The organism is Pontiella sulfatireligans, assembly GCF_900890705.1.
Taxonomy (GTDB): domain Bacteria; phylum Verrucomicrobiota; class Kiritimatiellia; order Kiritimatiellales; family Pontiellaceae; genus Pontiella; species Pontiella sulfatireligans.
The window spans coordinates 2,703,246-2,723,466 of sequence record NZ_CAAHFH010000001.1 but is presented as its reverse complement, the minus strand read 5'-3'; the positions used below and the strand labels follow the sequence as shown (position 1 = coordinate 2,723,466).

Annotated in this window: 14 protein-coding genes; 7 read left to right on the top strand and 7 right to left on the bottom strand. The window is 56.5% G+C overall.

All coding sequences use genetic code 11. The features are described from left to right. The first annotated feature begins 36 nt into the window (after positions 1-36). From SCARR_RS09145 to xth, 4 genes are all read left to right on the top strand, one after another. A complete protein-coding gene (locus SCARR_RS09145) occupies positions 37-3,726 on the top strand; it encodes a PAS domain S-box protein (RefSeq protein WP_136061260.1) in 3,690 nt (1,229 codons plus the stop codon). A gap of 31 nt (positions 3,727-3,757) precedes the next feature. Next, complete coding sequence (locus SCARR_RS09140) at positions 3,758-4,126, top strand: response regulator (RefSeq protein WP_168433163.1); 369 nt, start codon at positions 3,758-3,760, stop codon at positions 4,124-4,126. A gap of 88 nt (positions 4,127-4,214) precedes the next feature. Next, positions 4,215-4,469, top strand: a complete 255-nt coding sequence (locus SCARR_RS09135; protein ID WP_136061257.1) for a hypothetical protein — start codon at positions 4,215-4,217, stop codon at positions 4,467-4,469. Between the two features lie 21 nt (positions 4,470-4,490). After that, positions 4,491-5,264: an exodeoxyribonuclease III gene (xth, locus tag SCARR_RS09130; protein WP_136061255.1), complete on the top strand. Its 774-nt coding sequence runs from the start codon at positions 4,491-4,493 to the stop codon at positions 5,262-5,264. Between the two features lie 63 nt (positions 5,265-5,327). Here the strand turns inward: xth and SCARR_RS09125 are convergent, their stop codons facing one another. After that, complete coding sequence (locus tag SCARR_RS09125) at positions 5,328-6,206, bottom strand: TraB/GumN family protein (protein WP_136061253.1); 879 nt, start codon at positions 6,204-6,206, stop codon at positions 5,328-5,330. A 175-nt stretch (positions 6,207-6,381) separates the two neighbouring features. On the opposite strand from SCARR_RS09125, the gene SCARR_RS09120 reads away from it, so the two are divergent. Then, entirely contained in the window at positions 6,382-7,239 is an 858-nt protein-coding gene (locus SCARR_RS09120) for a mechanosensitive ion channel family protein (protein ID WP_136061252.1), read from the top strand. 50 nt (positions 7,240-7,289) lie between these two features. Here the strand turns inward: SCARR_RS09120 and SCARR_RS09115 are convergent, their stop codons facing one another. From SCARR_RS09115 to SCARR_RS09095, 5 genes are all read right to left on the bottom strand, one after another. After that, positions 7,290-7,967 carry a type 1 glutamine amidotransferase gene (locus tag SCARR_RS09115; RefSeq protein WP_136061250.1) on the bottom strand — a complete coding sequence of 226 codons (678 nt, stop codon included), beginning with the start codon at positions 7,965-7,967 and terminating at the stop codon, positions 7,290-7,292. A 15-nt stretch (positions 7,968-7,982) separates the two neighbouring features. Beyond that, positions 7,983-8,525, bottom strand: a complete 543-nt coding sequence (locus SCARR_RS09110) for a heme-binding protein (protein WP_136061248.1) — start codon at positions 8,523-8,525, stop codon at positions 7,983-7,985. Positions 8,526-8,579: 54 nt separating this feature from the next. Further along, on the bottom strand, positions 8,580-12,344 hold the full coding sequence (locus SCARR_RS09105) for a DUF3857 domain-containing protein (RefSeq protein ID WP_136061247.1): 3,765 nt from the start codon (positions 12,342-12,344) through the stop codon (positions 8,580-8,582). Between the two features lie 41 nt (positions 12,345-12,385). Next, entirely contained in the window at positions 12,386-12,955 is a 570-nt protein-coding gene (locus SCARR_RS09100) for a hypothetical protein (RefSeq protein ID WP_136061245.1), read from the bottom strand. 301 nt (positions 12,956-13,256) lie between these two features. Beyond that, positions 13,257-17,375, bottom strand: a complete 4,119-nt coding sequence (locus tag SCARR_RS09095) for a beta strand repeat-containing protein (RefSeq protein ID WP_136061244.1) — start codon at positions 17,373-17,375, stop codon at positions 13,257-13,259. Positions 17,376-17,685: 310 nt separating this feature from the next. Between SCARR_RS09095 and SCARR_RS09090 the strand changes: the two genes are divergently transcribed. Both SCARR_RS09090 and SCARR_RS09085 read left to right on the top strand, forming a co-directional pair. Beyond that, positions 17,686-17,913, top strand: coding sequence for a hypothetical protein (locus SCARR_RS09090; RefSeq protein WP_136061242.1), 228 nt, complete (start codon positions 17,686-17,688; stop codon positions 17,911-17,913). Positions 17,914-18,125: 212 nt separating this feature from the next. Then, entirely contained in the window at positions 18,126-18,563 is a 438-nt protein-coding gene (locus SCARR_RS09085; protein WP_136061240.1) for a helix-turn-helix domain-containing protein, read from the top strand. A gap of 111 nt (positions 18,564-18,674) precedes the next feature. Here SCARR_RS09085 and SCARR_RS09080 read toward each other — a convergent pair whose 3' ends face one another. Next, complete coding sequence (locus SCARR_RS09080; RefSeq protein WP_136061238.1) at positions 18,675-20,177, bottom strand: sulfatase family protein; 1,503 nt, start codon at positions 20,175-20,177, stop codon at positions 18,675-18,677. Positions 20,178-20,221: the final 44 nt, after the last annotated feature.

The window sequence follows — 20,221 nt, the reverse complement described above, 5'->3', positions numbered from 1 at the left end:
CTCGGGTAGATTTTCGTAAAAGAGAGGAAACCTTTTATGAATTCTAAGAAGCATTCGCTGCTGAAGCCCTTTGGCCAGCCTTTTGAATCCGTGATTACCATTGTCTATATTGTGCTGGCACTGGCATGGATCGTATTTTCTGACCGGGCGCTTGAAGCCTTGATCCCCGGTGCCGAGGAACAGGCGATGTGGCAGACCTGGAAGGGCGGGTTTTATGTGCTGATGACGGCCGGCCTCCTGTATTTCTCGTTGAAGCGCATATTTGACCGTGTCCGACAGGCGCAGCGCGAGCTGGCAAGCAGCGAGGAGCGCTACCGGATGCTGATCGAATGCCAGACCGATTTGGTTGTGAAAGTGGACAGCGGAAACCGGTTTCTTTTTGTAAGCCCGTCTTATTGCAAGTTTTTTGGCAAGACGGAGGAGGAGCTGCTGGGTCATACCTTCCTTCCGCTCGTTCATGAGGACGACCGGGGAGCGACGGAAGAGGCGATCAGCAAGATTTTTCAGCCTCCGCATACGGCATATATGGAACAGCGCGCCATGACCCGCGATGGATGGCGCTGGCTGGCGTGGCAGGATTCGGCCATTCTTGACGAGCAGGGTCACGTGGCGGAAATCATCGGCGTTGGGCGCGACGTCACGGAGCAAAAGCAGGCGGAGCAGGCTTTTGATTTGAGCAGCGAGCGGCTCCGGCTGGCAACGCAGGCCGCGCAAGTCGGCATTTGGGAGTACGAATTCCCGACCGACCGGTTGATTTGGGACGAACAGATGTTTCGCCTGTATGGAGTGGATAGAGAGCAGTTCAAGGATTGCTTAGACTCATGGCGGAAAACCATTTTGCCAGAAGACCTTCCAAGAGTCGAGACAGAGTTCGGGGGTGCCATTGAAGGCGGCCATTCTTTTGACACGGCATTCCGGGTGGTGTGGAAGGACGGATCCATTCATTACATCCGTGCGCTGGCTACGGTCGAAAAGAAAAGCGACGGCGAGCCGGTGCGTGTGGTTGGAACGAACTGGGACGTGACCCCCCATCGCGAAATGCTCGCCGCTTTACTAGAAAGCGAGCAGGACTATCGTTCGTTGTTTGAAAACATGACGACAGGGTTCATGCTTTTCGAGGTGCTTCGTTCACGGGCCAACGTTCCGGAAGATTTCCGCATTGTGCAGATCAACCCGGCCGCCGTCGAGCTGGCCGAACGCCCCCCGGCAGAGCTGGTCGGTCGCTGCTTGAAAGAGCTCTATCCCGACATAGAGTCGCACTGGATTGATGTTTTTTCGAAGGTCGCAATGACTGGAACGCCTTCCGCCTATGAAAACCGGTTCGCGTCGTTGGGGCGGGTGCTCGAAACCTGGGTGTTTGTGCCCAAGCCGGGCCAGTTGGCCGTTGTGTTTTCCGACAACACTGCGCGCCGCACCGCCGAGGACGCCGTGTTCCGCACCCAGCAGCAGCTGCAGATGATCGTTAATAATACCCACGACATCATTTTCCAGATCGACCTGCAGGGCAACTACATCTATGTCAACGATGCGGCAAAAGAACTCACGGGCTATTCTGTAGACCAAATTCTTTCCATGAACATGATGGATCTGATCTGCCCGGAATTCCACGCCGTGGTGCATGAGCGGATGAAGCGACGGATTTCGGGCGATCCCGAAGACGGCCACTTTGCATTCCAGATCCAGCACCGGGCCGGTCACTGCGTCTGGCTGGAACTGGCCACCAAGGGCGTGTATGACGTTCAGGGAAACCTCGAAGCCGTACAGGGAGTTGCGCGCGACATCACCACGCGAAAGGATGCCGAATGCGAACTGGAGGAGTCGCGCCGTTTCTTGCGCATTATTATCGACGCGATTCCCGCTCGCGTGTTCTGGAAGGATCTCGAATTGGTGTATGTGGGCTGCAACTTGTCTTTTGCGGCGGACTCGGGCCTGACCCATCCGGAGGAGCTCGTCGGAAAAACCGACTATGACATGAGTTGGGGAGCCTCCGAGGCTGAGCTTTACCGGGCTAATGACAGAGAGGTGATGGAGTCTGGGGAGCCGTGCATTTGCTATGAAGAGCCGCAGCGGCGGCCGGACGGAAGCATCAGCTGGCTGAGTACCAGCAAGGTGCCGATCCGCAACGCCGACGGCGACATTATCGGGGTGCTTGGCGCCTATGAAGATATCAGCGCCCGCAAGGAGCTTGAGGAGGAGCGTGTCCGCCTTACCGCGGCCATCAACCAGTCGGCCGAAGCCATGGTGGTGATGGATGCGCGCGGGATCGTGCAATATGTGAATCCTGCTTTTGAAACCCTTACCGGCTATGCGAAGGAAGCGGTTCTCGGCGGGACGCTGGCCATGATAAAAAGCGGGGAGCAGTCGGATCAGTTTTACGACAACCTTTGGAGCACGATCCAGTCCGGCGAAAGCTGGCGCGGCCGCATCGTCAACAAGCATAAGGACGGCTCGCTGTACACGGTTGACTCGGCCATCTCCCCGGTTCACGACTCTGCGGGGAAAATTGTCAATTATGTCGCCACCATCCGGGACGTCACCCAGGAGGAGGAGATGGAGCGGCACATGCTGCAGATCCAGAAGATGGAGGCCGTGGGGCGTCTGGCCGGCGGGGTTGCGCATGACTTCAACAACATACTTCAGGCGATCCTCGGGTTCAGCGGCATCTTGTTGATGGAACTGGAAAAGGGCACGTCGCAGTACGACGACGTCGTGGAGATCCGGACGGCGGCGCGCCGCGCCGGAGAACTGACCCGCCAGCTGCTGGCCTTCAGCAGCAAGCGCAAAGTCGAACGATCCGTGCTGAACCTCAACGACATGGTCAACGGCAATGAAAAAATGGTGACCCGCCTCGTCGGCGCCAACATCCAATTTGTTTCCGAGCTGGAGCCGGAGCTCCTGCCGGTCGAAGCGGATGCATCGCAAATCGACCAGGTTCTGCTCAACCTTTTCATCAATGCCCGCGATGCCATGCCCGCCGGCGGCACACTCCAGGTATCGACACGAAACGTCAGTGCAGAAGAGAGCCGCGCTGCGGGCGCAGTGAACGGGGCTGGGGAGCATCGCTTTATCTGCCTTTCGGTCAAGGATACCGGAAGCGGCATAGACGTTGACGTGCAGAAGCACGTGTTTGAACCATTCTTCACTACAAAGCAGGTGGGGCAGGGCACGGGACTGGGGTTGTCGGTGGTGTACGGCATTGTCCAGCTGCATGGCGGCTGGGTGGCGGTCGAGAGCCGGCCGGGAGAAGGCGCGGCCTTCTTGGTCTATCTGCCTGCATATGACCGATGCGGGATCGATGCCAAGCAGGAAACAGTTGCCGCCAGCTATGCGGCGACGCCAGAGGGGCGCGGCGAATCCATTCTGGTGGTTGAAGACGATCCCGTGCTGCGCGACCTGAACGTACGAATGCTCCGAAATGCCGGCTATGTTGTGGAAGCGGCCAGTAATGCGGACCAGGCGCTCGATGCGTGGAACAACCGGTCGGACGGTTTCGATCTGTTGTTTTGCGATATCGTGCTGCCCGGTAGGAGCGGTGAAGATTTGGCCGGAGACCTGATCCTGAAGAACAAGGCGCTTCCGGTCTTGCTGTGCAGTGGCCATTCCCTTGATGCTGAAGCTTTTAAGTCGTTCAAGAAAAAGGGTTTCCGCTTTCTGGAAAAGCCGGTGGCCATATTGCCGTTGCTGCAAGCCGTACGAGAGATGCTTGACGAATCGAGCTCAGTATAGTCAATTTCAACAAATTACAGGAAGAACTCCCATGGCCCGTATATTAATTATCGACGACGACGAAACGATTCGCAACGTATTCAAACGCTTTTTAGCAGGCAAAGGGCATGTGGTTGAGGTGGCCTCTAACGGCCGCGAGGGGCTGCGTTTGATTGAGGCCGAAATGCCGGAACTGGTGATTACCGATATCATGATGCCCGAAACCGACGGGCTGGAAGTGGTGATGGCTGTCCGTGGAAAATGCGAAACCGTACCAATTATAGCCATTTCAGGCGGCATGCATGCCATGCCGATGGACTTCCTCCCCATGGCCAAAAAATTCGGCGCCCGCAAGGTGCTCTACAAGCCCGTTGAGCTTGACGACCTGCTGGCGGCGGTCGACGAGGTGCTGGGCGACTAGTATTTTCTGCTCGATTTTGGGCCTGTTTTTTCTTTTCAACAAAACCGGCGAAAAGCCATCCTCTTTTTAACTTATAAGGATCCCCGACATGCAGAGTGGCAAAGTCCCCATGTTTAAGATGAAGCCCCAGCGTGGGACGCTGTGGCTTGCTGTCATTATATTCCTTCTGGGGTTGGCCTTTTTTTATGACGGCCGCAGCGATCCTGGAGATGTCCCGGCACGAAACCGGGCCGATCTTGTTTTTGCCGTTTCGATTGTTGTGGCCGGGGTTTTAGTGATTATTTCCACCGCCCGCATGTGGTTCGGACACCTCTGGCACGACCGCTACGGCCGTCGCCGCTAGAGAGCTTGGGCTTCCTTCATTATGAAAATTGCTACGTTCAACGCCAACTCGATCCGCTCGCGCCTGCCCATTCTGCTTCAATGGCTGGAGGACCATCAGCCCGACGTACTCGGCATTCAGGAAACCAAGGCGCAGGACGCCGATTTTCCAAAAGACGCCATTGAGGCTGCGGGCTACCACGTTGTCTTCAAAGGCGAAAAGTCATACAACGGCGTTGCGTTGATCTGCAAAAGCGAACCGCAGGACGTCAAGTTTGGCTTTTCCGATGGCGGGCCTGCCGACGAAACCCGGTTGGTGCGCGCGGTGGTCGACGGCGTTGCCGTCGTCAACACCTATGTCCCGCAGGGCCGCGCCATCGACCATGTCATGTATAAATACAAGCTCCAGTGGTATGCGCGGCTTAAGAAGCTTTTCGAGGCGGAGTATGCTCCTGATATGCCGCTGGCGTGGATCGGCGACATCAACATCGCCGTTGAGCCGATTGATGTAAACAAGCCGGAAACACGGAAGGACGATCCCTGCTACCACATCGACGCACACAACGCTTTTCTCGACGTCTGCTCGTTCGGCTTCGAGGATATGCTGCGCAAGCACCATCCCGGCGAAGAGCTCTACTCCTTCTTTGACTACCGGGCGAAGAACGCCATCGAGCGCAACTTGGGCTGGCGCATCGACTATGTGCTTGCCACGGAGCCGCTGGCCTCGAAATGCATCTCATGCGAGATCGACCTCGAACCGCGGAAAAAGGAAAAGCCCTCCGACCACACCTTCATGGTTGCGGAGTTTAAAGCGTGAAGAGTGACGGTTGATACGTGATTGACAGCGCTCGTCTGGGCTGAAAATCTTTCACGTTTCACCCTACAGTTGCACGAGTGTGCATCCTTTTTCTTTGAGCAGTTTCAGCAGGCCCTTATCGCCGGGGAGGTGGCCGGCGCCGACCACCACCATGTGCGTGTTGGTGCTCTGGGCCATGGCATGCAGCTTTTCCGCCCAGTTTTTGTTGCGTGCGGCAATAAAGCTGCCGTAGAGCCCTGGACATTCCTCGAAGCTCTCATTGATGAGCTTGCCCAGCTTCTCGATGTTTCCTTTTTGCCAAGCCGTCATCAGCTCGTCTAGCTGCCCGTCCATCAGTTCAAGATCCTTGAGCGTCTTTTTCATGAACTCGTTCTGGTTGCCCTCGGCCAGTGAATCGATCAGGTTAATCTGGAACTCCACGCTCTCCAGCCCGATCTCCTGCTTGCCTTCCGCGGTGGCCTTGTTGTGGAAATACGTGTCGAGTCCAAGGCTGGAGTCGAAGCCCATCGACTGCATGCGGACCAGTGTAAGCGTCATGGCGGCGAACCAAGGTTTGAAGCGCTGCATGGCGGCGATCGGCAATCCGGCTTTCGTGAAGGTTGCGGTGGCTTCGGCATAAACCTCCGGGCTGAGTGCTTGCTCCAGGCTCTGTCCTTCGGGGAGCATGGCCTTGGCTAGGATCATCTGCTGCGTTTTCGGCGACGTCATTTCGGTCATATCGACTTCCAGCACCAGCGTTTTGCTGGCGGCATACGCCGCTTCGATGGCGGGAGCGAGCGGATAGTTCTCCGGCCTCAGGACGTGGACGGAGCCTTGCAGATACAGGGTGCCTCCCTTGGTCGAGACTTTCCAAAGGCAGCTCTTGGCCTGCGCCATGGACGACAGCAGAAGGATGGATAGTACGAGAAAAAAGGACTTGATGAAGGTTCGTTTGGTTGGCATGTCCGCTCCTTGATTTAGGTTGGAAACTCTACACGTTTTAAAGGGCCGGAAAAGAAATATCCCTGCCCCGGACGGACTCAGTTTTTAGAAGCCTTATCTGCTTGTCTCATCTGTTTCGGCTTTTATAATCAAACGTACTTTGACAGTGGTTTATTATTAACAAAGGAGATGAAAAATGGATACGAATGCAGTTGTGGCGGCCGTTGCCGTTGAAGAAACAACCCCGCTCATGGAAAAGGTCCAAGTGATGGGTATGGAATACGGCGCGAAGATTCTCGGCGCGCTGATCGTATTGTTCATCGGAATGTGGGTGGCCAAGATGATCAAGAAGGGCGTCATCAAACTGATGGAAAAGCGCAGCGTCGATCCGACGTTGATTTCCTTCGTGGCGAGCTTGCTCTATATGGCAATGCAGATCTTCGTGATCGTGGCGGCGCTGGAAAAGCTCAACATCAAGACCACCTCGTTCATTGCCATCCTCGGTGCAGCCGGCTTGGCGATTGGTTTGGCGCTCCAAGGCTCGCTGGCCAACTTTGCGGCGGGCGTGCTGATGATCATCTTCAAGCCCTTCAAAGTGGGCGATGTGATCGATGCGGCCGGTTCGATGGGATCCGTTCTTGAAATCGGCATCTTCACCACCATCATGAAAACGCCGGACAACAAGAAAATGATTGTTCCGAACGCTGCCGTTACCGGCGGCACCATCACCAACATCAACACCTTCGGCACGCGTCGTGTGGATCTGATTGCCGGCATTGGCTATGGCGACGACATCGACAAGGCCAAGGCCGTGCTCGAAAGCATCATTGCCGCCGACGAACGCATCCTCAAGGATCCGGCGCCTACCATCGCCGTCGTCGAGCTGGCCGACAGCAGCGTCAACTTCGTGGTTCGTCCGTGGACTAAATCAGCGGACTACTGGGGCGTCTACTTCGACACCACCGAAACCATCAAGAAGCGCTTCGACGCGGAAGGCATTTCCATTCCGTTCCCGCAGAGCGATGTTCATCTCTACGAGCACAAGAACGACTAGCCGGAAGGCTGTTGTTGCAGAGAGCCGGGGGCGTCGTGCCTCCGGTTTTTTTATGCCCGCATCAAAGTATCCAGCAGCTGCGCCATGGCCGAGTTGATTGTTCCAATGGAGGGCAGTCCAGCGTTCATCTGTTCCGCCGTTTGAATAAACGGGGCATCGGCCAGCTCGTGTCCGCAGTTTTCAATGAGCGCGGCCATGTTCTTCGGCGTGGTTTCCATGTGGAACTGCAGGCCGACGGCGCGGCCTTTATAGACAAAGCCTTGGTTCAGGCAGGCTTTGCTCGAAGCAAGTCGGACTGCGCCTTCGGGAAGATCGAACGTGTCGCCGTGCCAGTGGAAAACAGTCAGTGCTTCGGGGAGCAGTTCGGGGGCGCCCGCCACGCGCTGGATCGGGAACCAGCCGATTTCCTTCTGCGGGCCGGGATACACCTTTGCGCCGAGTGCATCGGCCATCAGCTGTGCGCCAAGGCATATGCCGAGCACGGCCTTTCCCGCGTCGATGGCCTGCTTGATGGATTCTTTTTCTTCAACCAGCCAGGGATGCTCCTCGTGGTCATAGATGCCCATCGGCCCGCCCATCACCACCAGCGCGTCAAAGCTTTTAAGGGCTGGAATCTTTTCGCCGGCGAACAGCTGGCTGCAAGAAATTTCAACGCCTCGGACCAGCGCCCATTCTTCAATATAACCCAGCCCCTCGAACGGGACGTGCTGCAGCCAGTGTAGTCTCATTGGTTTTATTCTTTCCTATTCAATCCGCTTAACCGGTACATGAACCTCAAACGTTTTCATGAAGTCCGGAACGTAGGGGCCATTCCAGAAGATTGCATATGCATCGCCACTCTTTTTCCACTCTTTCGACACGGCGAGACAATCAAACAGTTTTTCGCGGGCTTCCTCAAAATTATTTTCTGAATAACCTCCCCGAACACCCGCGCTCAACACGGTACGCCTGGGTTCGGTTATCACTTCGACGGAACCGGTTTTCTTCAGATTTTTAGCGAGATCCTTTGTTCCGACGTAAAAATACATTTTTCCCGGATTAATATCAGCCTTCACCGGGACCGTCATGGATACGTCGTTATCCTTGATGTAGCGGAATAGTTTCCCAAATAGGGCGTTGTTTCCCTCGAAATAGTTTTCTCCTCGCTCCGCAACGATCAAGGTTCTTTCCGGAATGCTTTTAATCTCCGTTGTTCCCGGGGCGGTAGCCGTAAAAGCCTTTTCATAAGCAAGACCAATTGCCGGAATCGCAAATGCTGCAGTGCATAATACCCATGCTGTTTTCATAATGAATTCTCCTTAGATGCGGGGAGTTCGTAAATGAAGCTTATACATTACAGCCTATTTTTTCTTTTTTAGCAGGATGGTGCGCATGTCGGGGTGGGCGAGTTTGCGGGAGGCTTCGATGATGTTCGGGAAATCGTCTGCGGGAATGAGTGCGGGGCGCAGGTCGGCAATCTGCACCATGCGGATGGCGTTGGCGCGCGGGCTGTATTGAACCGCCATTTCAATCAGGCCTGCACCGGCGGGCGCTTGCCAGGAAAGGGTCTTCGGAAGGATGGCCGGTTCGTAGCCGTCGGGCAGGACAATGTAGTATTCCACCATGTTGTCGATGTAGCCGTTCCACGCCAATGGCAGGTCGCGCTCGTTGGAGCGGTAGCGCAGCAACCCGCCGAGCCCGCCGGGCACGGTGAAATAGAGATAGTCGCCGTCGGCGACGGCATAGCGGTTTGCCGCTACGGAAAACTCAAGCTTGCCGGGGTAGGCTTCATAGTCCGTCGTCAGCTCCGATACGGCCTTGGCCGACTGCGAAACGGCCGAAACCATTTCGAGGTAGTGGCGCCTCCGTTTTTCGGGGGTGATTTCCGCATACTGTTTGTGGAAGCCTTCGAAGGCCGTGCCTTGCATGGTGAAGCTTTGGGTCAGGCCGGTGGCGCCGTCGGCGGCGATGCTGATTTCGTAGACCATGCGGCTGCGGTCGTTTTTGCCGGGCGCGGCGCGGACGGTGCCGGTTTTGCCGCTGTCGAGGTCGAGCATCGGGCGGTGGTCGTAGCTGGTGGCGCCGAGTTCGGCGTATTGCGACGAGCCGTTGAGGAAGACCGTTTGGCCATCGACCTCGACCTTTACGAGCACCGCATTGAGGGCGGTGCGCGATGGAACGGCCAGCAGCGGTTCGGCCGCTTCGGGGATGAGCGATGCGGCGCCGGAGAGCACGAAGCCGGGCTTGAACTTGGCGGCGTTGAGCAGGGCGTAGAGCACCACCATGCGATCGGTATTGTTGCCGTAGCGGTCGGTCAGGGTTTGGTCGGCGGGTGTAATGGCAGAGAGCGGCAGGCTGGTTAGGCCGGGGCCGGCGGGGCGCAGGTTTTTAGCTGTCCAGTTGCGCAGGGCGATCACCTTTTCGTGGTCGGAGTCGAGGCCGGCCGTCAGCTGCTTGGCCAGCTCAATGGCTCGGGGCTGGTTCTTGGCGGCGTCCAGCAAACGGTCGCGCACTTCGCTTCCGTAGGTTTCCCAGTCGCTGGTGGAGATGAACAAGGCGGGGTTGAACGTCCACCACGGTGGCAGCGACTCTTCCTTTTTCACGGCGGGCTGGTTCTCGGCGCTCCAGACATAGGACACGGTGCCGTCGCTGGCCGTTTGGCTTTGGTCAATGCCGGTGTTGCGAATCGCCAGCTCCAGCGACTCGGGGACGGTGAGCGTCACGGTGCTGGAGTCGATCGGTTCGTGGCTGTTGAAGGTTTGTGTGGCCGAGAAGAACGGTTTGCCGTCGACGGTCGAGACATATTCAATTTCCAGGATGCTGCCGATCTCCACGCCGGGCAGGTTGGCGACAAGGATGTTTTCGGCGGGGTAGCGCGGGGCGGAGGCCACCCAGCTTGCATCCATGACGTTCATCTCATCGGCGCTGATTTCTTTGACCGTTCCGTCGGGGTGGGTGACTTTGGCTTGGGTCAGTTCGATCTGTTGCCACGCGGGGTTGTAGGAAAGTTTGATTTCGGAGCTCTGCTTTTTTCCGGCGTAGCTGAGGATTTCGGTTTTGGTGCGGATGGTCTGCGTCCAGCGGGAAGGGCTCTCCAGCACGATGTGGTTTTCGCTGCTCAGGATGCGCACGTCGGAGTCGGTGGCGGTTCCTGCTTCCGGCGCATTGAGGATGAGCTTTTTGCGCAGGTTGTATTCAATGTCTTTCAGGCTGTGCTTCAGCGCCAGATAGGCCTTCGGGCTGAACTCGACCGCATTCATCAGGAAGCTGTTGGTGGCGGTCAGCTGGCTGCCGTCCTGCGCCACCTGCACATTCCAGGAAAGCTCGTCGGACGCAATGGATTCGTAGTCCGGAATATTGAGCGTTCCGAGGCCGTCGGGCAGGTCGAGCGTGAGGGTTTCACGGATGCCGGCGGTCATACGGGTGTAAAGCGGATATTTGCGCTTTTCGAGGCCGGTCTGGCCGAGCAGAAAGTTGGCGTAGCCCAGCGAGCTTCCTAGCCGTGGAAGAGCGAGCATCTTGTTTTCTTCGCCTTCAATGAGCAGGTTGTCGGCTGAATAGCGCAGCGTAACGGTCAGCGGTTCGGTGGTGTCGCGCAGCGCGGCCGGCCGGATTTCAAAGCCTTGGAGTTCGGCGGTCGGCATCGATTTTTTGAGGTGGCCCTCAAAGAAGCGCCGGCGCTCCTCAGGCTTGATCTTGGAAAAGTAGCCGCGGTAGACGGTGTCGTTGATGCCTTCGAAAACGAGCGTGCTTTCGGCCTCGAGGTTGCCGGCAGGGTCGAGCCGGCCGGTGGAGGTGATCTGGAGCAGGTTGTCGTCCGCCGGAATGATGGGCGAGGTGAGCAGCGTCTCGCCTTCGGGGCGGGCGACGATGTAGCTCATGTTTTGCAGATAGGAGGGGAAAATGTCCTTGGTGTTTTCGTCGGTCGAATCCATTAGGATATATTCGCCGTCGTCGCCAAGCGCGGCCGTGACGGCATGGTTGAAGAAGGCCTGCGGCACTTCTTCGTCCTTCTTTGGGCCGGCCATGATGATGACCGGAAAGGCCTCGACGTCAACGATGCGCAGCATGGCGGCGAGCAGGGCGGCCTTGTCGCGGCAGACGCCGTAGCGGTTTTCGAAGGTGAGGCTTACATCGTGCGGTTCGTAGCCGGGCGCCTCCTCTTCGGTAGTGATGCCCATGTAGCGGATGTCCTGCGAGACAAAGTTAAAGATGGCCTTGATCTTCTCCATCGTGTTGGTGCTGCCGGCCGTCAGTTCCTTGGCCATGGCCTCCATTTCGGGCGTGGTGGCTTCGAGGCGCGGCAGGCAGAGGTCCCAATACCACTTGGAGAGGTCTTCCCATTCGTTCATTGTGCTCACCAGCAGGCGCTGGACCACGGTGTAGCGCGTCGGCATGTTGGGTTCGTCGAACATGCGAGGCACGTCGCGCACCGTCCACGTGTAGACGATCTTGTCGCTCTGTTCGCTCTTGGTTTCGTTAAATTGGATCGTGCCGGGCACCTCGGCCTTGTGCGCAATCTTGACCAGCGGGCGCTCTTTCGGGGCGATGACCTGGTAGGTCATGCGTTCGATCGGGCTACTGTGCTCGAAGGTTTGGTAGTCGCTCCAGACGTCGGGCACCACGGTTTTTGTACGCACCTTGCGGGCGATGTAGCGCAGCGTGTCGCCCTCTTCCAGCCCCGGCACGGAAAGCTGCAGCACCTTCGAGTTGGGGTTGTAGATGTTGGCGCTCATTTGGCTAGGATCGACCATCACCTTGCTTTGCGCTTCGATATCGACTTCGTGCACCGTTCCGTCCGGCTTGATCACCTGAACCTTCGTGAAGTAGTTGGTGCCGTAGGAGGTGTTGAATTGCAGGGTGAGGGCGCGGCTGTTGCGCTTGCCCTTTTCGGTCAGGATTTTGAGGGCGGTGTCGTCCCACGCCTCTTCCGTGCCGTCGGCCTGGTATTCCACCTGGATAAAGTCGTCAATCAGCACATCGTCTGCATTTGGATATTTTTGAACTGTTGCGGCTGCGGCCTGCTCAATTAGTTTTTCCAGGCTCAGGAATTCCTTGGCGGAAAGAGGCTGACTAAAGAGGAACAGGGCGAGGACAAACAGGGCGGAACAGATCAATCGCTTCATAGAGGTTCTCCATAATAAAAAAACTTGAAGGAACGTACCGTTCAGTACGCTCCCCCGCAAACTCTTTCTATGTGACAGCTTCGGCGGGCTTTCGTTGAAAGGACGCGCCGGGAAAACTTGTCCTTGTTGGCGACGACGAGCCGGAGCGAAGCGGAGACCGCCGGTTTGAAAAGCAGCAGATCCATCTTCAGGCCACCTACAACTCGATGAAGCATAAAGACCCTCGCGTTGGAGCGCTCGAAGCGTTTTCCGCCGATGAATGCCCCCAGCTCGGCGGATTGCGCACCCGTAAGGTGCTCGTGCAGATCGTGCTCGGCATGGTCAACGAGTTCTATCTTGAAAGCCATTTGCGCCAAGGGCCGATCCAGTGGGTCGAGGTGGTCGTGGAACCAGCACTCAACCGTGGCCGTTCCAATCCGGCAGTTGCGACGCGGCTGCTCCTGCGAGATGCCGTTGCGGTGATCGAGATGCACCGGGAGGCGGAAGCGCTCGGTGCTGCGCCGGTGCCTTTGAATGCGGTCCTTCGTCCGTAAATCGGTTCCGTTGCATACTGGGCAGCACACCGGGCCAACGTATTTGGCCTCGATGATCTGCGGGTTGCTTCCGGTCACGGAATGAAGTTGATGCTTCGCACCCTCCGGGCTGCGGCTTCGCGCAGTCTCCCTTCGCTCCGCTTCGGGTGAACCCCGGACCGATGCGTTCTCTCTTTCTTTCGGGCATGGCGATCTTCTTTGTTTATCCAACTGCTGTCATAGCAGTCAGGGGTCGAGCAAAGATCTGCGATCTTTGTCCCCGTCTTTGAGGGAGAGTCAAGCGCCCACCACACCCTCAACTGTTAAGTAAAGCAGGCATGAAACAAAAACGGCGCGAACCGAGGTTCGCGCCGTTGAAAAGTTTTCTGTGTTTGGCGTGTTACGATACCAGACGCTTAATAAAGATCATGGTGCCGCCCAATGCAACGATGAGCGTGATGACCGCCGGTTCCGGAATAACCGTTACCGATCCGTCGACAAGAAGGTCGGACGTGTCGAGCGAAAGCCCGCTACCGAGATCCTCCGTTCCGGTAATGGTCAGGTTGGCCAGCGTTCCTGCGATGTCATTCCAGTTGTCCAGCACCTGGAAGGTCTCGCCGTAGACAGCGGTATATCCGGTTGTATCGAAGACGATCGACGCGCCATCTTCGAAGGTGATGGTGTCCCCGCCGTCGTTGGCCAGAATGTCGAAGAGGGTGAGGCTATCGATTTCTAGGGTGGTTACGGACGTGCTCGTGAGCGTAAGATCCTCATTGAACGTCAATGTTCCAGGGCTGTTTCCGGGGTTGAGGGCGCCGGCCACGGTGGTCGCGCCACCAATGATACCCGAACCGCCCAATGCCGCGCCGCTGTTAACTGTGACGTCGCCGGTTGCAGCTGAGTTGTCTCCGTTAATGACCAGCAATCCATCCTGTACGGTGGTGGTTCCATTATAGGTGTTGCTGCCCGCGAGAATCTTTGTGCCGGCTCCTGTTGCAACCAGTCCTGTGGCATTCGTACCGCCGATCGTTCCTCCGAGTGTGATCGTGTCCGAGGCATCTGAAGCATTAACCCTGAAATCCCCTGCAGTTTTTTCGTCAACAAAAATATTTCCGTTGAAAGTTGCGGACTCGGCAACGCCGTTGTTCATGTCCACAATTTCAATCACTTTTTGGAGAGCCCCTCGGTTTTCGACAAAGACGGATGTTCCGTCCGCGATGGTTACCCCGTCGGTAAGCTGGATTGTGCTATGCTCCCTCATCTGGACGAGTGCTCCACCCAGGGCCGTATCGCTGCCGGCGCGAAGGGTGCTGCCCCAGTTGATCATTGAAATTCCATCGAGTGAGTTGTTGCCGGTGAGGTTCAGCACGCCGGTCGAGCCGAGTTTAATGTTCGTGCCGGTGATGTCGCCGGAAACCTTGAGCTCCTGCCCAACTCCTCCAGCGTTAAACTGGACCCAGCCATTGTCGGCGGGGCCGGCCGTTTCCAAGATGGAGATATCGCCAGACCATTCAGCTGTATTCGCTCCCCCGGAAGCCACTTGAATTTTTTTGGTCCAACCGTCATTGGCGACCGTCAATGCATTGGCGACATTGACTCCGTCGGTCAGCGTGATTACTGGAAGATTATTGTCACCATCAAGGTCTTCAAACCGTACATCTCCCGATCCAAAAGCTTGGCTGTTTCCAACAACCGTATATCCGGCAGAAAGCGTTGTTCCTCCAGTATAGGTGTTGGCTGCATTGAGCGTGAGGGTAGACCCATCGCTGTTGCCGGTCTTCGTCAGTCCGCCGTTGCCGGCGATCACGCTGCTGATGGTGACGTCGCCCGTGCCGTCGATGCTGATGCCATCGGTGGTAGCGAGTTGGTTGCCACTCAGGGCATAGCTGTTGCCCGAAGCGTTGTTAAAGGTTACGCCCGCAACATCGACATTCCCCTGCAGGGCGACTGTTCCCGCTCCGGTGTCGCCGAAGGTGACGGCGTCGCCATCAAAGAATTTTTGATCGTCTTCCGTCCAGTTGAGCGTGGTACCGTTATCCCAGAAGGTGGGGTTTGCGCCGCCGCCGGACCAGGTTCTGCTGGCAAATCCCATGTCCAGGGTGATGCCGGTGCCGCTGTCGGCGAAAGTTTCGCCGCGGCCGCTGGCCTGAACGCCGCCTGCGTTGATCGAGAAATCGTCGGTGCTGTCGTTCCATGTTCCATAGTCGATGACCTTAAAGGTGCCGATGCCCGCTTTTTCGACCAGCACGCTAACGCCGTTCTGAGTGTCCAGGTCGGCGGTGGTTGAAAAGGCACCGGCTGTGCTGCCGTCGATGGCCAGAATACCGGCACCGCTTCCGTTTCCGATCGTTACATTGGCCGAGCTGCTGCCTTCACCGCCGAGGGTGGCTCCGTTCTGAACCGTGATGGCGCTGGCCTCGCTACCGGTGACGTCGAGTCGACCGGCCTGAATATCCGTGGTGCCGGTACGGGTGCTGTTGCCGGAAAGAATCCATTTTCCGGCATCCTGTTTCACGATATTCAGTTTTCCGCCGCCAGTGGTAAAGTCGTTGAGATCATCCGTGAGTTCGTTGTCGGCTGTGCTTATACCTGCCAGAGTCAGGGTGCGGTCAACCGTGGGTTTATGAGTATCCATGTTCCCGCTGACAACCACCTTTGCGCCGTCGGTCAGGCTGGCCTTAAAAGTGCCTCCGGCCGTGTCGGTGGTCGCATTGGGATTGCCGATGGAATATTTGTTGTTATAGGCGATATCGTTGCCTCCCACAAATTCGAGGGTTCCGTCCGTGCTGTTTCCGCCGATCTGATCGGACCAGTTGTTATGCCCAAGGGCATCATCGGAATTGATCGCCACTGTACCACCCTGAATGGCCACATTGTTGAAGTTGTTGTCCCCGGTCAGCGTCAGCGTTCCGGTTCCTTTCTTGACCAGGCCAAGATATTTATTATTGCCCGGCTCGTTGTAATCAATTCTTCCAGAGAAGGTCGTGTCAATATCTTGATTAACCACCAGGTTCTTGCCGGCGGTTGTGTCGAGGGTGTTGGTTATCAACCCGGAGCCGGACAGTCCGCCGATGGTCTCGTTGAAGCTGTTCATGTCGAACGTGCCACCGCTTTCGACGACCAGCACACTACTGTCGTGGATGCGGTTGTCGGCACCAAGTTTCAGTGTGCCTTCTTCCACCGTGGTAGTGCCGGTGTAGCCGTTCGCACCGCCGAGTACCCATGTGCCGGAATCGGCCTTCGTCAGGCTGACTTCGGAGTCGCTATCCGTGTTGTAAATCGCCCCGCTAAACGTATTGTCGTCTGTATTGCTTCCGCCGAGCGTCAGGGTGCGTGCGCCGCTGGCATCGGCGTGCGTTGCGGTGTTTGCTGAGAAGGTGACCGCGCCGCTGCCGTTGGCCAGAATGGTTCCGCCGCCTGTGCCAGCGGTAGTCGAGCCGACCCGGATCGCGTTATCGATGGTGCCTGTGCCGCCTGTAAACTCAAGCGTTCCGGTCGTATCGGCATAGCCCATCTGAATAACACCACTATTTAAATTGGCGTCGCTGTCAACCTGGACGGTTCCCTCCCGCAGGTACATGGAGGCGATGCCGCTATTGTCTCCTGCGAGCCGCAAGGTGCCATCGCCGTGCTTGTTGACTCCAGAAGTAGTGATGTTGTTTGAAATCGTCAATTCCGCCCCGGAAATCAAGGTATTGTCCGCGACATCAATCTTTTTCCAGTTGGCCATTGTAATGTCGCCGCCGTGTATAAGAGCGGTGTTGGCGAAATCGGTATCGGCCGAGTAGATGATATCACCGTTCTGGGTATACCCACTGCTGGAAACGTCGAGAATGCTGTTCCTGTCTTCCGTATTCGCGTTGCCCATGCCCAGCAAAGAGAACGCCATGGCGTTGTTCAGTTTGAGGGTGCCGCCGGCGACATATACCGGCTTGCTGTTCATGCTGTTCAGCTCAACCGTTCCGCCAGTCTTTACCGAGACCCCTGAGGCCACGGAATTATTGTTGCCAAGCAGTTTTATTGTGGAGCCGTCCGCCCCGTTAATCGTAAACCATCCAGTGGACTGAGACACATCCCCGTTTACCGTGAGGGTCTGCGTTGAAAAGTTGTTCAGGTGCCCGCCACTCGTATAAGCAAGATTGGCATCAATGATCTGATCGGCGCCGGAAGTACCATTCATCTGGACGGCGGCCACACCAATCCCGGCGCTGTCCAGAGTCAGAGTCTGGCTGCCGGCACCGCCGGAGCCGATCGTGTAGGAATCCACGCTCGCGCCGTCGAAGTAGAGATACTTAATCGCACTGGAAATACCGGTCAGGTCGATCGTGTCGTCAGCACCGCCTGCATTATTAAACAGCGCCGTATCCCCCGCGACGGGCATGGTTCCTTCCGTCCAGTTGGCGGTGTTGGTCCAGAGTGCGCTGCTCGGTGCATTCGACCAGACAATATCCGCCGCGAAGGCGCCGGCTGCCACTGCCAGTAAGGCCGGGATTAAAGCTCTCTTTGTTAACATCATCATTATTTCCCCTCGAATCCATGAGTTATCATATTTCTAAATGAGAGGATAAGGTATCACTATAGGGGTTAAAACGAAAGGGGTATATTGGTAAAAAATATACGTTATTTCGCCAAAAATGGGAGGGGAGACAGCGGCTATCCTATTTGGCATGTGCATGTAATGACTATTGCTCTTTCAGCCGATCCGCCCTGCGCGGATAGAACATTTTCCCTCTAAAACAAGGGGCAGAAAAGGATTTCCTGAAAAGCGGTATTTTCTTTGTTTTCTGTCCCATTATCGGGGAATGTAGCACGGGGCGGAGTAGATATGCATGCGTTGCCCATTGCCGAACAAGGAGCGCTCTAAGGCATGGACCGATTGGCATCGACTTAAGGGTGATTCCGAACAGCCGGTCTCTGCGGTACGGCTGGCGGGGCACCCGTTTCCAGCCGGCTCCGAATCCTCCAAGATGGCGGCAATGCGAATTGTATCGCAGGCGGCTCGCCTGCTCCTCGAATGGGAGGCAGTTATGCATAAGGATGTGCTGAAAAAAAAGTGACCGCATCTGAAAAATTTAGTGGTGCGCTGGCAGATGTTCCGTCTTGTTTTTGTGAATAGTCCGAACGGGGATCCGTTAGAGCGCATTCAGCAAAACCATCAGCGTTTTGGCCGTGAGGGTGAATGCAGACCTCCTTAATTTTTAGCTTTTGGGGGATTGCGCCTCATAATTTAATTAAGTATTCTTCGCCTGTATTATAAAGGAGCTCAATTATGTCTGTAATGAAAGAACTGCAAACCGAAATCACTCGTCTGGCCCGTAAGGAAGTTAAAAAGGAGCTGGAGCCCATCAAGCGGGTCAATGCCGCTCAGCGTGGATATATTGCCGATCTCAGGCGTGAAGTCGCCGAGCTGCAGAAGGAGGTTGTGAGGCTGCGCAAGGCCACCGGTGCACCTGCTCCTGTCGAGGTGGATGATGACACGAAAGGATTCTGGATTTCCGGCAAGGGCGTCGCATCGCTGCGTAAGAAACTTGCTCTGACTCAGGCTCAATTGGCTGTGCTGGCTGACGTCAGCACCCAGAGCGTTGTGAAGTGGGAAAAGCACGAAGGCAAGATTCCGTTCCGCAAGCAGGAAACCTCGGTTCGCATGCAGCAAATCCGAGGCATGAGCAAGACCAAGGCCTGGGCGGCGTTGGAGCAAGCCGGTTAACCTCTCCATTATACTCGCTGATCAAGCAGCTTAAAACTCCCGGCATTCTTTCCGGGAGTTTTTATTTATTCAGTACATTCTCGGCCAGAACCGCGCAGCGCATGGTGCCCGTTAAGGGGCGGTGCGCTGGCCGGAGGTGCGGATTTCGAGGTATTCCTTTTTCATCTTCTCGACGAGCTGCTTGTATTCCGGATTCTTAACAAAGTTGAATTTGCGGTTTTCCGTCGGATTGTCCTTCAGGTTGTAGAGCGCCTTGGGTTCCCATTTAGAACACTGGTGATCGGACTGAATAATCAGCTTCCACGGCCACTTGCGGTACATCACTTCGTTTTGGCTGCCGGCCTGCATGACGATAAAGTTGCGCTGCTTGAAGCCGTTTTTCCCGAGCAGCAGGGGCAGGAGGTTGTTGGAGTCTTGCGCCTGGTCTTTGGGAACCTGGGTTCCGACGAGGGCGGCGAAGGTGGCGAGCATATCCTGGTTGATGGCGGGCTCGTCGGTGGTGCCAGGTTTGATGTGTCCGGGCCATACGGCGAAGAAGGGGACGCGGTGCCCGCCTTCGAGCGGCGAGTTTTTGGCGCCGGACCATTGGCCGCTCGATTTGTGGCCGGCTTTGGCGGTGTCTTTGTCGATCGAAAGGCCGCCGTTGTCGGAGGTGAAGACGATGAGCGTGTTGTCATAGACGCCTTTGGCCTTGAGCGCGGCGACGATGCGCCTTACCTGCTGGTCGAGATCGAGCACCATGTCGAGGTGGCGCGACGGGGTGGCGCCTTTGATTTTCTTGCCGTCGAATTCGTCGGGCGGACAGTGGGGGATATGAACCATCGGCGAACAGTAGTAGAGGAAAAAGGGCGCCTTCTTTTTCGCGTTCGTGTTGATGAACCCGACGGCTTTCGCGGAGATGATATCGCCAATCTTGCTCGTGTCCCAGTTGGAGTCGCCGAGACCGAAGCCCTTGTCGGAAACATCCTTGGGGTGGAGGGCGGTTGTGTCGTCGAGATAGATGATCTTCGAGTCTTTCTTGAGTGGATACCATTGCTCGTTTTCGAAGCAGGTGTAGATCGGGCCCTGGATTCCGCAGGGCAGGGTGAAGTCATAGTCGAAACCGCAAAATTTGGGGCCGTGGTCGACAAACTTGGAAAGGTCGACCGTGGAATCCGGATTGTCATGATCCCCGCCTCGGTAGAGCTTGCCCGTATTCTTGTCGAGGAAGTCGCCGCCAAGGTGCCACTTGCCGATGAATCCCGTATTGTATCCGCCGTCCTTCACAACCGAACCGAGGGTGACTTCACCATCCTTGAAGGCGGTTTCGCGGAAGGTGCCCCAAACGCCCCACGGTGCATAGGAGCGGTAGTTGTTGTTGCCGCTCATCACGCAGTAGCGGGTGGGCGAGCAGAGCGAGGTGGCCGAATGCCCGTCGGTGAACCAGAGGCCTTGCTGGGCGAGGTAGTCGATTGCGGGCGTCTCGTACAACGGCTCCTTGTCCATTTGGGTGCGCGTGTAGTGGCTAAGATCGCCGAGCCCGAGGTCGTCGGCCATGATGAGCACAATGTTGGGCTTCTGCGCCGCGGAGGCCCCTGAAGCAATCAACAGGAATGCAGTGAATAGTTTTTTCATGGATATGTTCCTTCCGTAGTACGAAATTAGAGTTATCGTTCTCA

Bases quoted from the DNA above. Each gene is read 5' to 3' on its own strand.
- SCARR_RS09145 (WP_136061260.1), top strand. From the start codon at position 37: ATGAATTCTAAGAAGCATTCGCTGCTGAAGCCCTTTGGCCAGCCTTTT.
- SCARR_RS09140 (WP_168433163.1), top strand. From the start codon at position 3,758: ATGGCCCGTATATTAATTATCGACGACGACGAAACGATTCGCAACGTA.
- SCARR_RS09135 (WP_136061257.1), top strand. From the start codon at position 4,215: ATGCAGAGTGGCAAAGTCCCCATGTTTAAGATGAAGCCCCAGCGTGGG.
- xth (WP_136061255.1), top strand. From the start codon at position 4,491: ATGAAAATTGCTACGTTCAACGCCAACTCGATCCGCTCGCGCCTGCCC.
- SCARR_RS09125 (WP_136061253.1), bottom strand. From the start codon at position 6,206: ATGCCAACCAAACGAACCTTCATCAAGTCCTTTTTTCTCGTACTATCC.
- SCARR_RS09120 (WP_136061252.1), top strand. From the start codon at position 6,382: ATGGATACGAATGCAGTTGTGGCGGCCGTTGCCGTTGAAGAAACAACC.
- SCARR_RS09115 (WP_136061250.1), bottom strand. From the start codon at position 7,967: ATGAGACTACACTGGCTGCAGCACGTCCCGTTCGAGGGGCTGGGTTAT.
- SCARR_RS09110 (WP_136061248.1), bottom strand. From the start codon at position 8,525: ATGAAAACAGCATGGGTATTATGCACTGCAGCATTTGCGATTCCGGCA.
- SCARR_RS09105 (WP_136061247.1), bottom strand. From the start codon at position 12,344: ATGAAGCGATTGATCTGTTCCGCCCTGTTTGTCCTCGCCCTGTTCCTC.
- SCARR_RS09095 (WP_136061244.1), bottom strand. From the start codon at position 17,375: ATGATGATGTTAACAAAGAGAGCTTTAATCCCGGCCTTACTGGCAGTG.
- SCARR_RS09090 (WP_136061242.1), top strand. From the start codon at position 17,686: ATGCGTTGCCCATTGCCGAACAAGGAGCGCTCTAAGGCATGGACCGAT.
- SCARR_RS09085 (WP_136061240.1), top strand. From the start codon at position 18,126: ATGTCTGTAATGAAAGAACTGCAAACCGAAATCACTCGTCTGGCCCGT.
- SCARR_RS09080 (WP_136061238.1), bottom strand. From the start codon at position 20,177: ATGAAAAAACTATTCACTGCATTCCTGTTGATTGCTTCAGGGGCCTCC.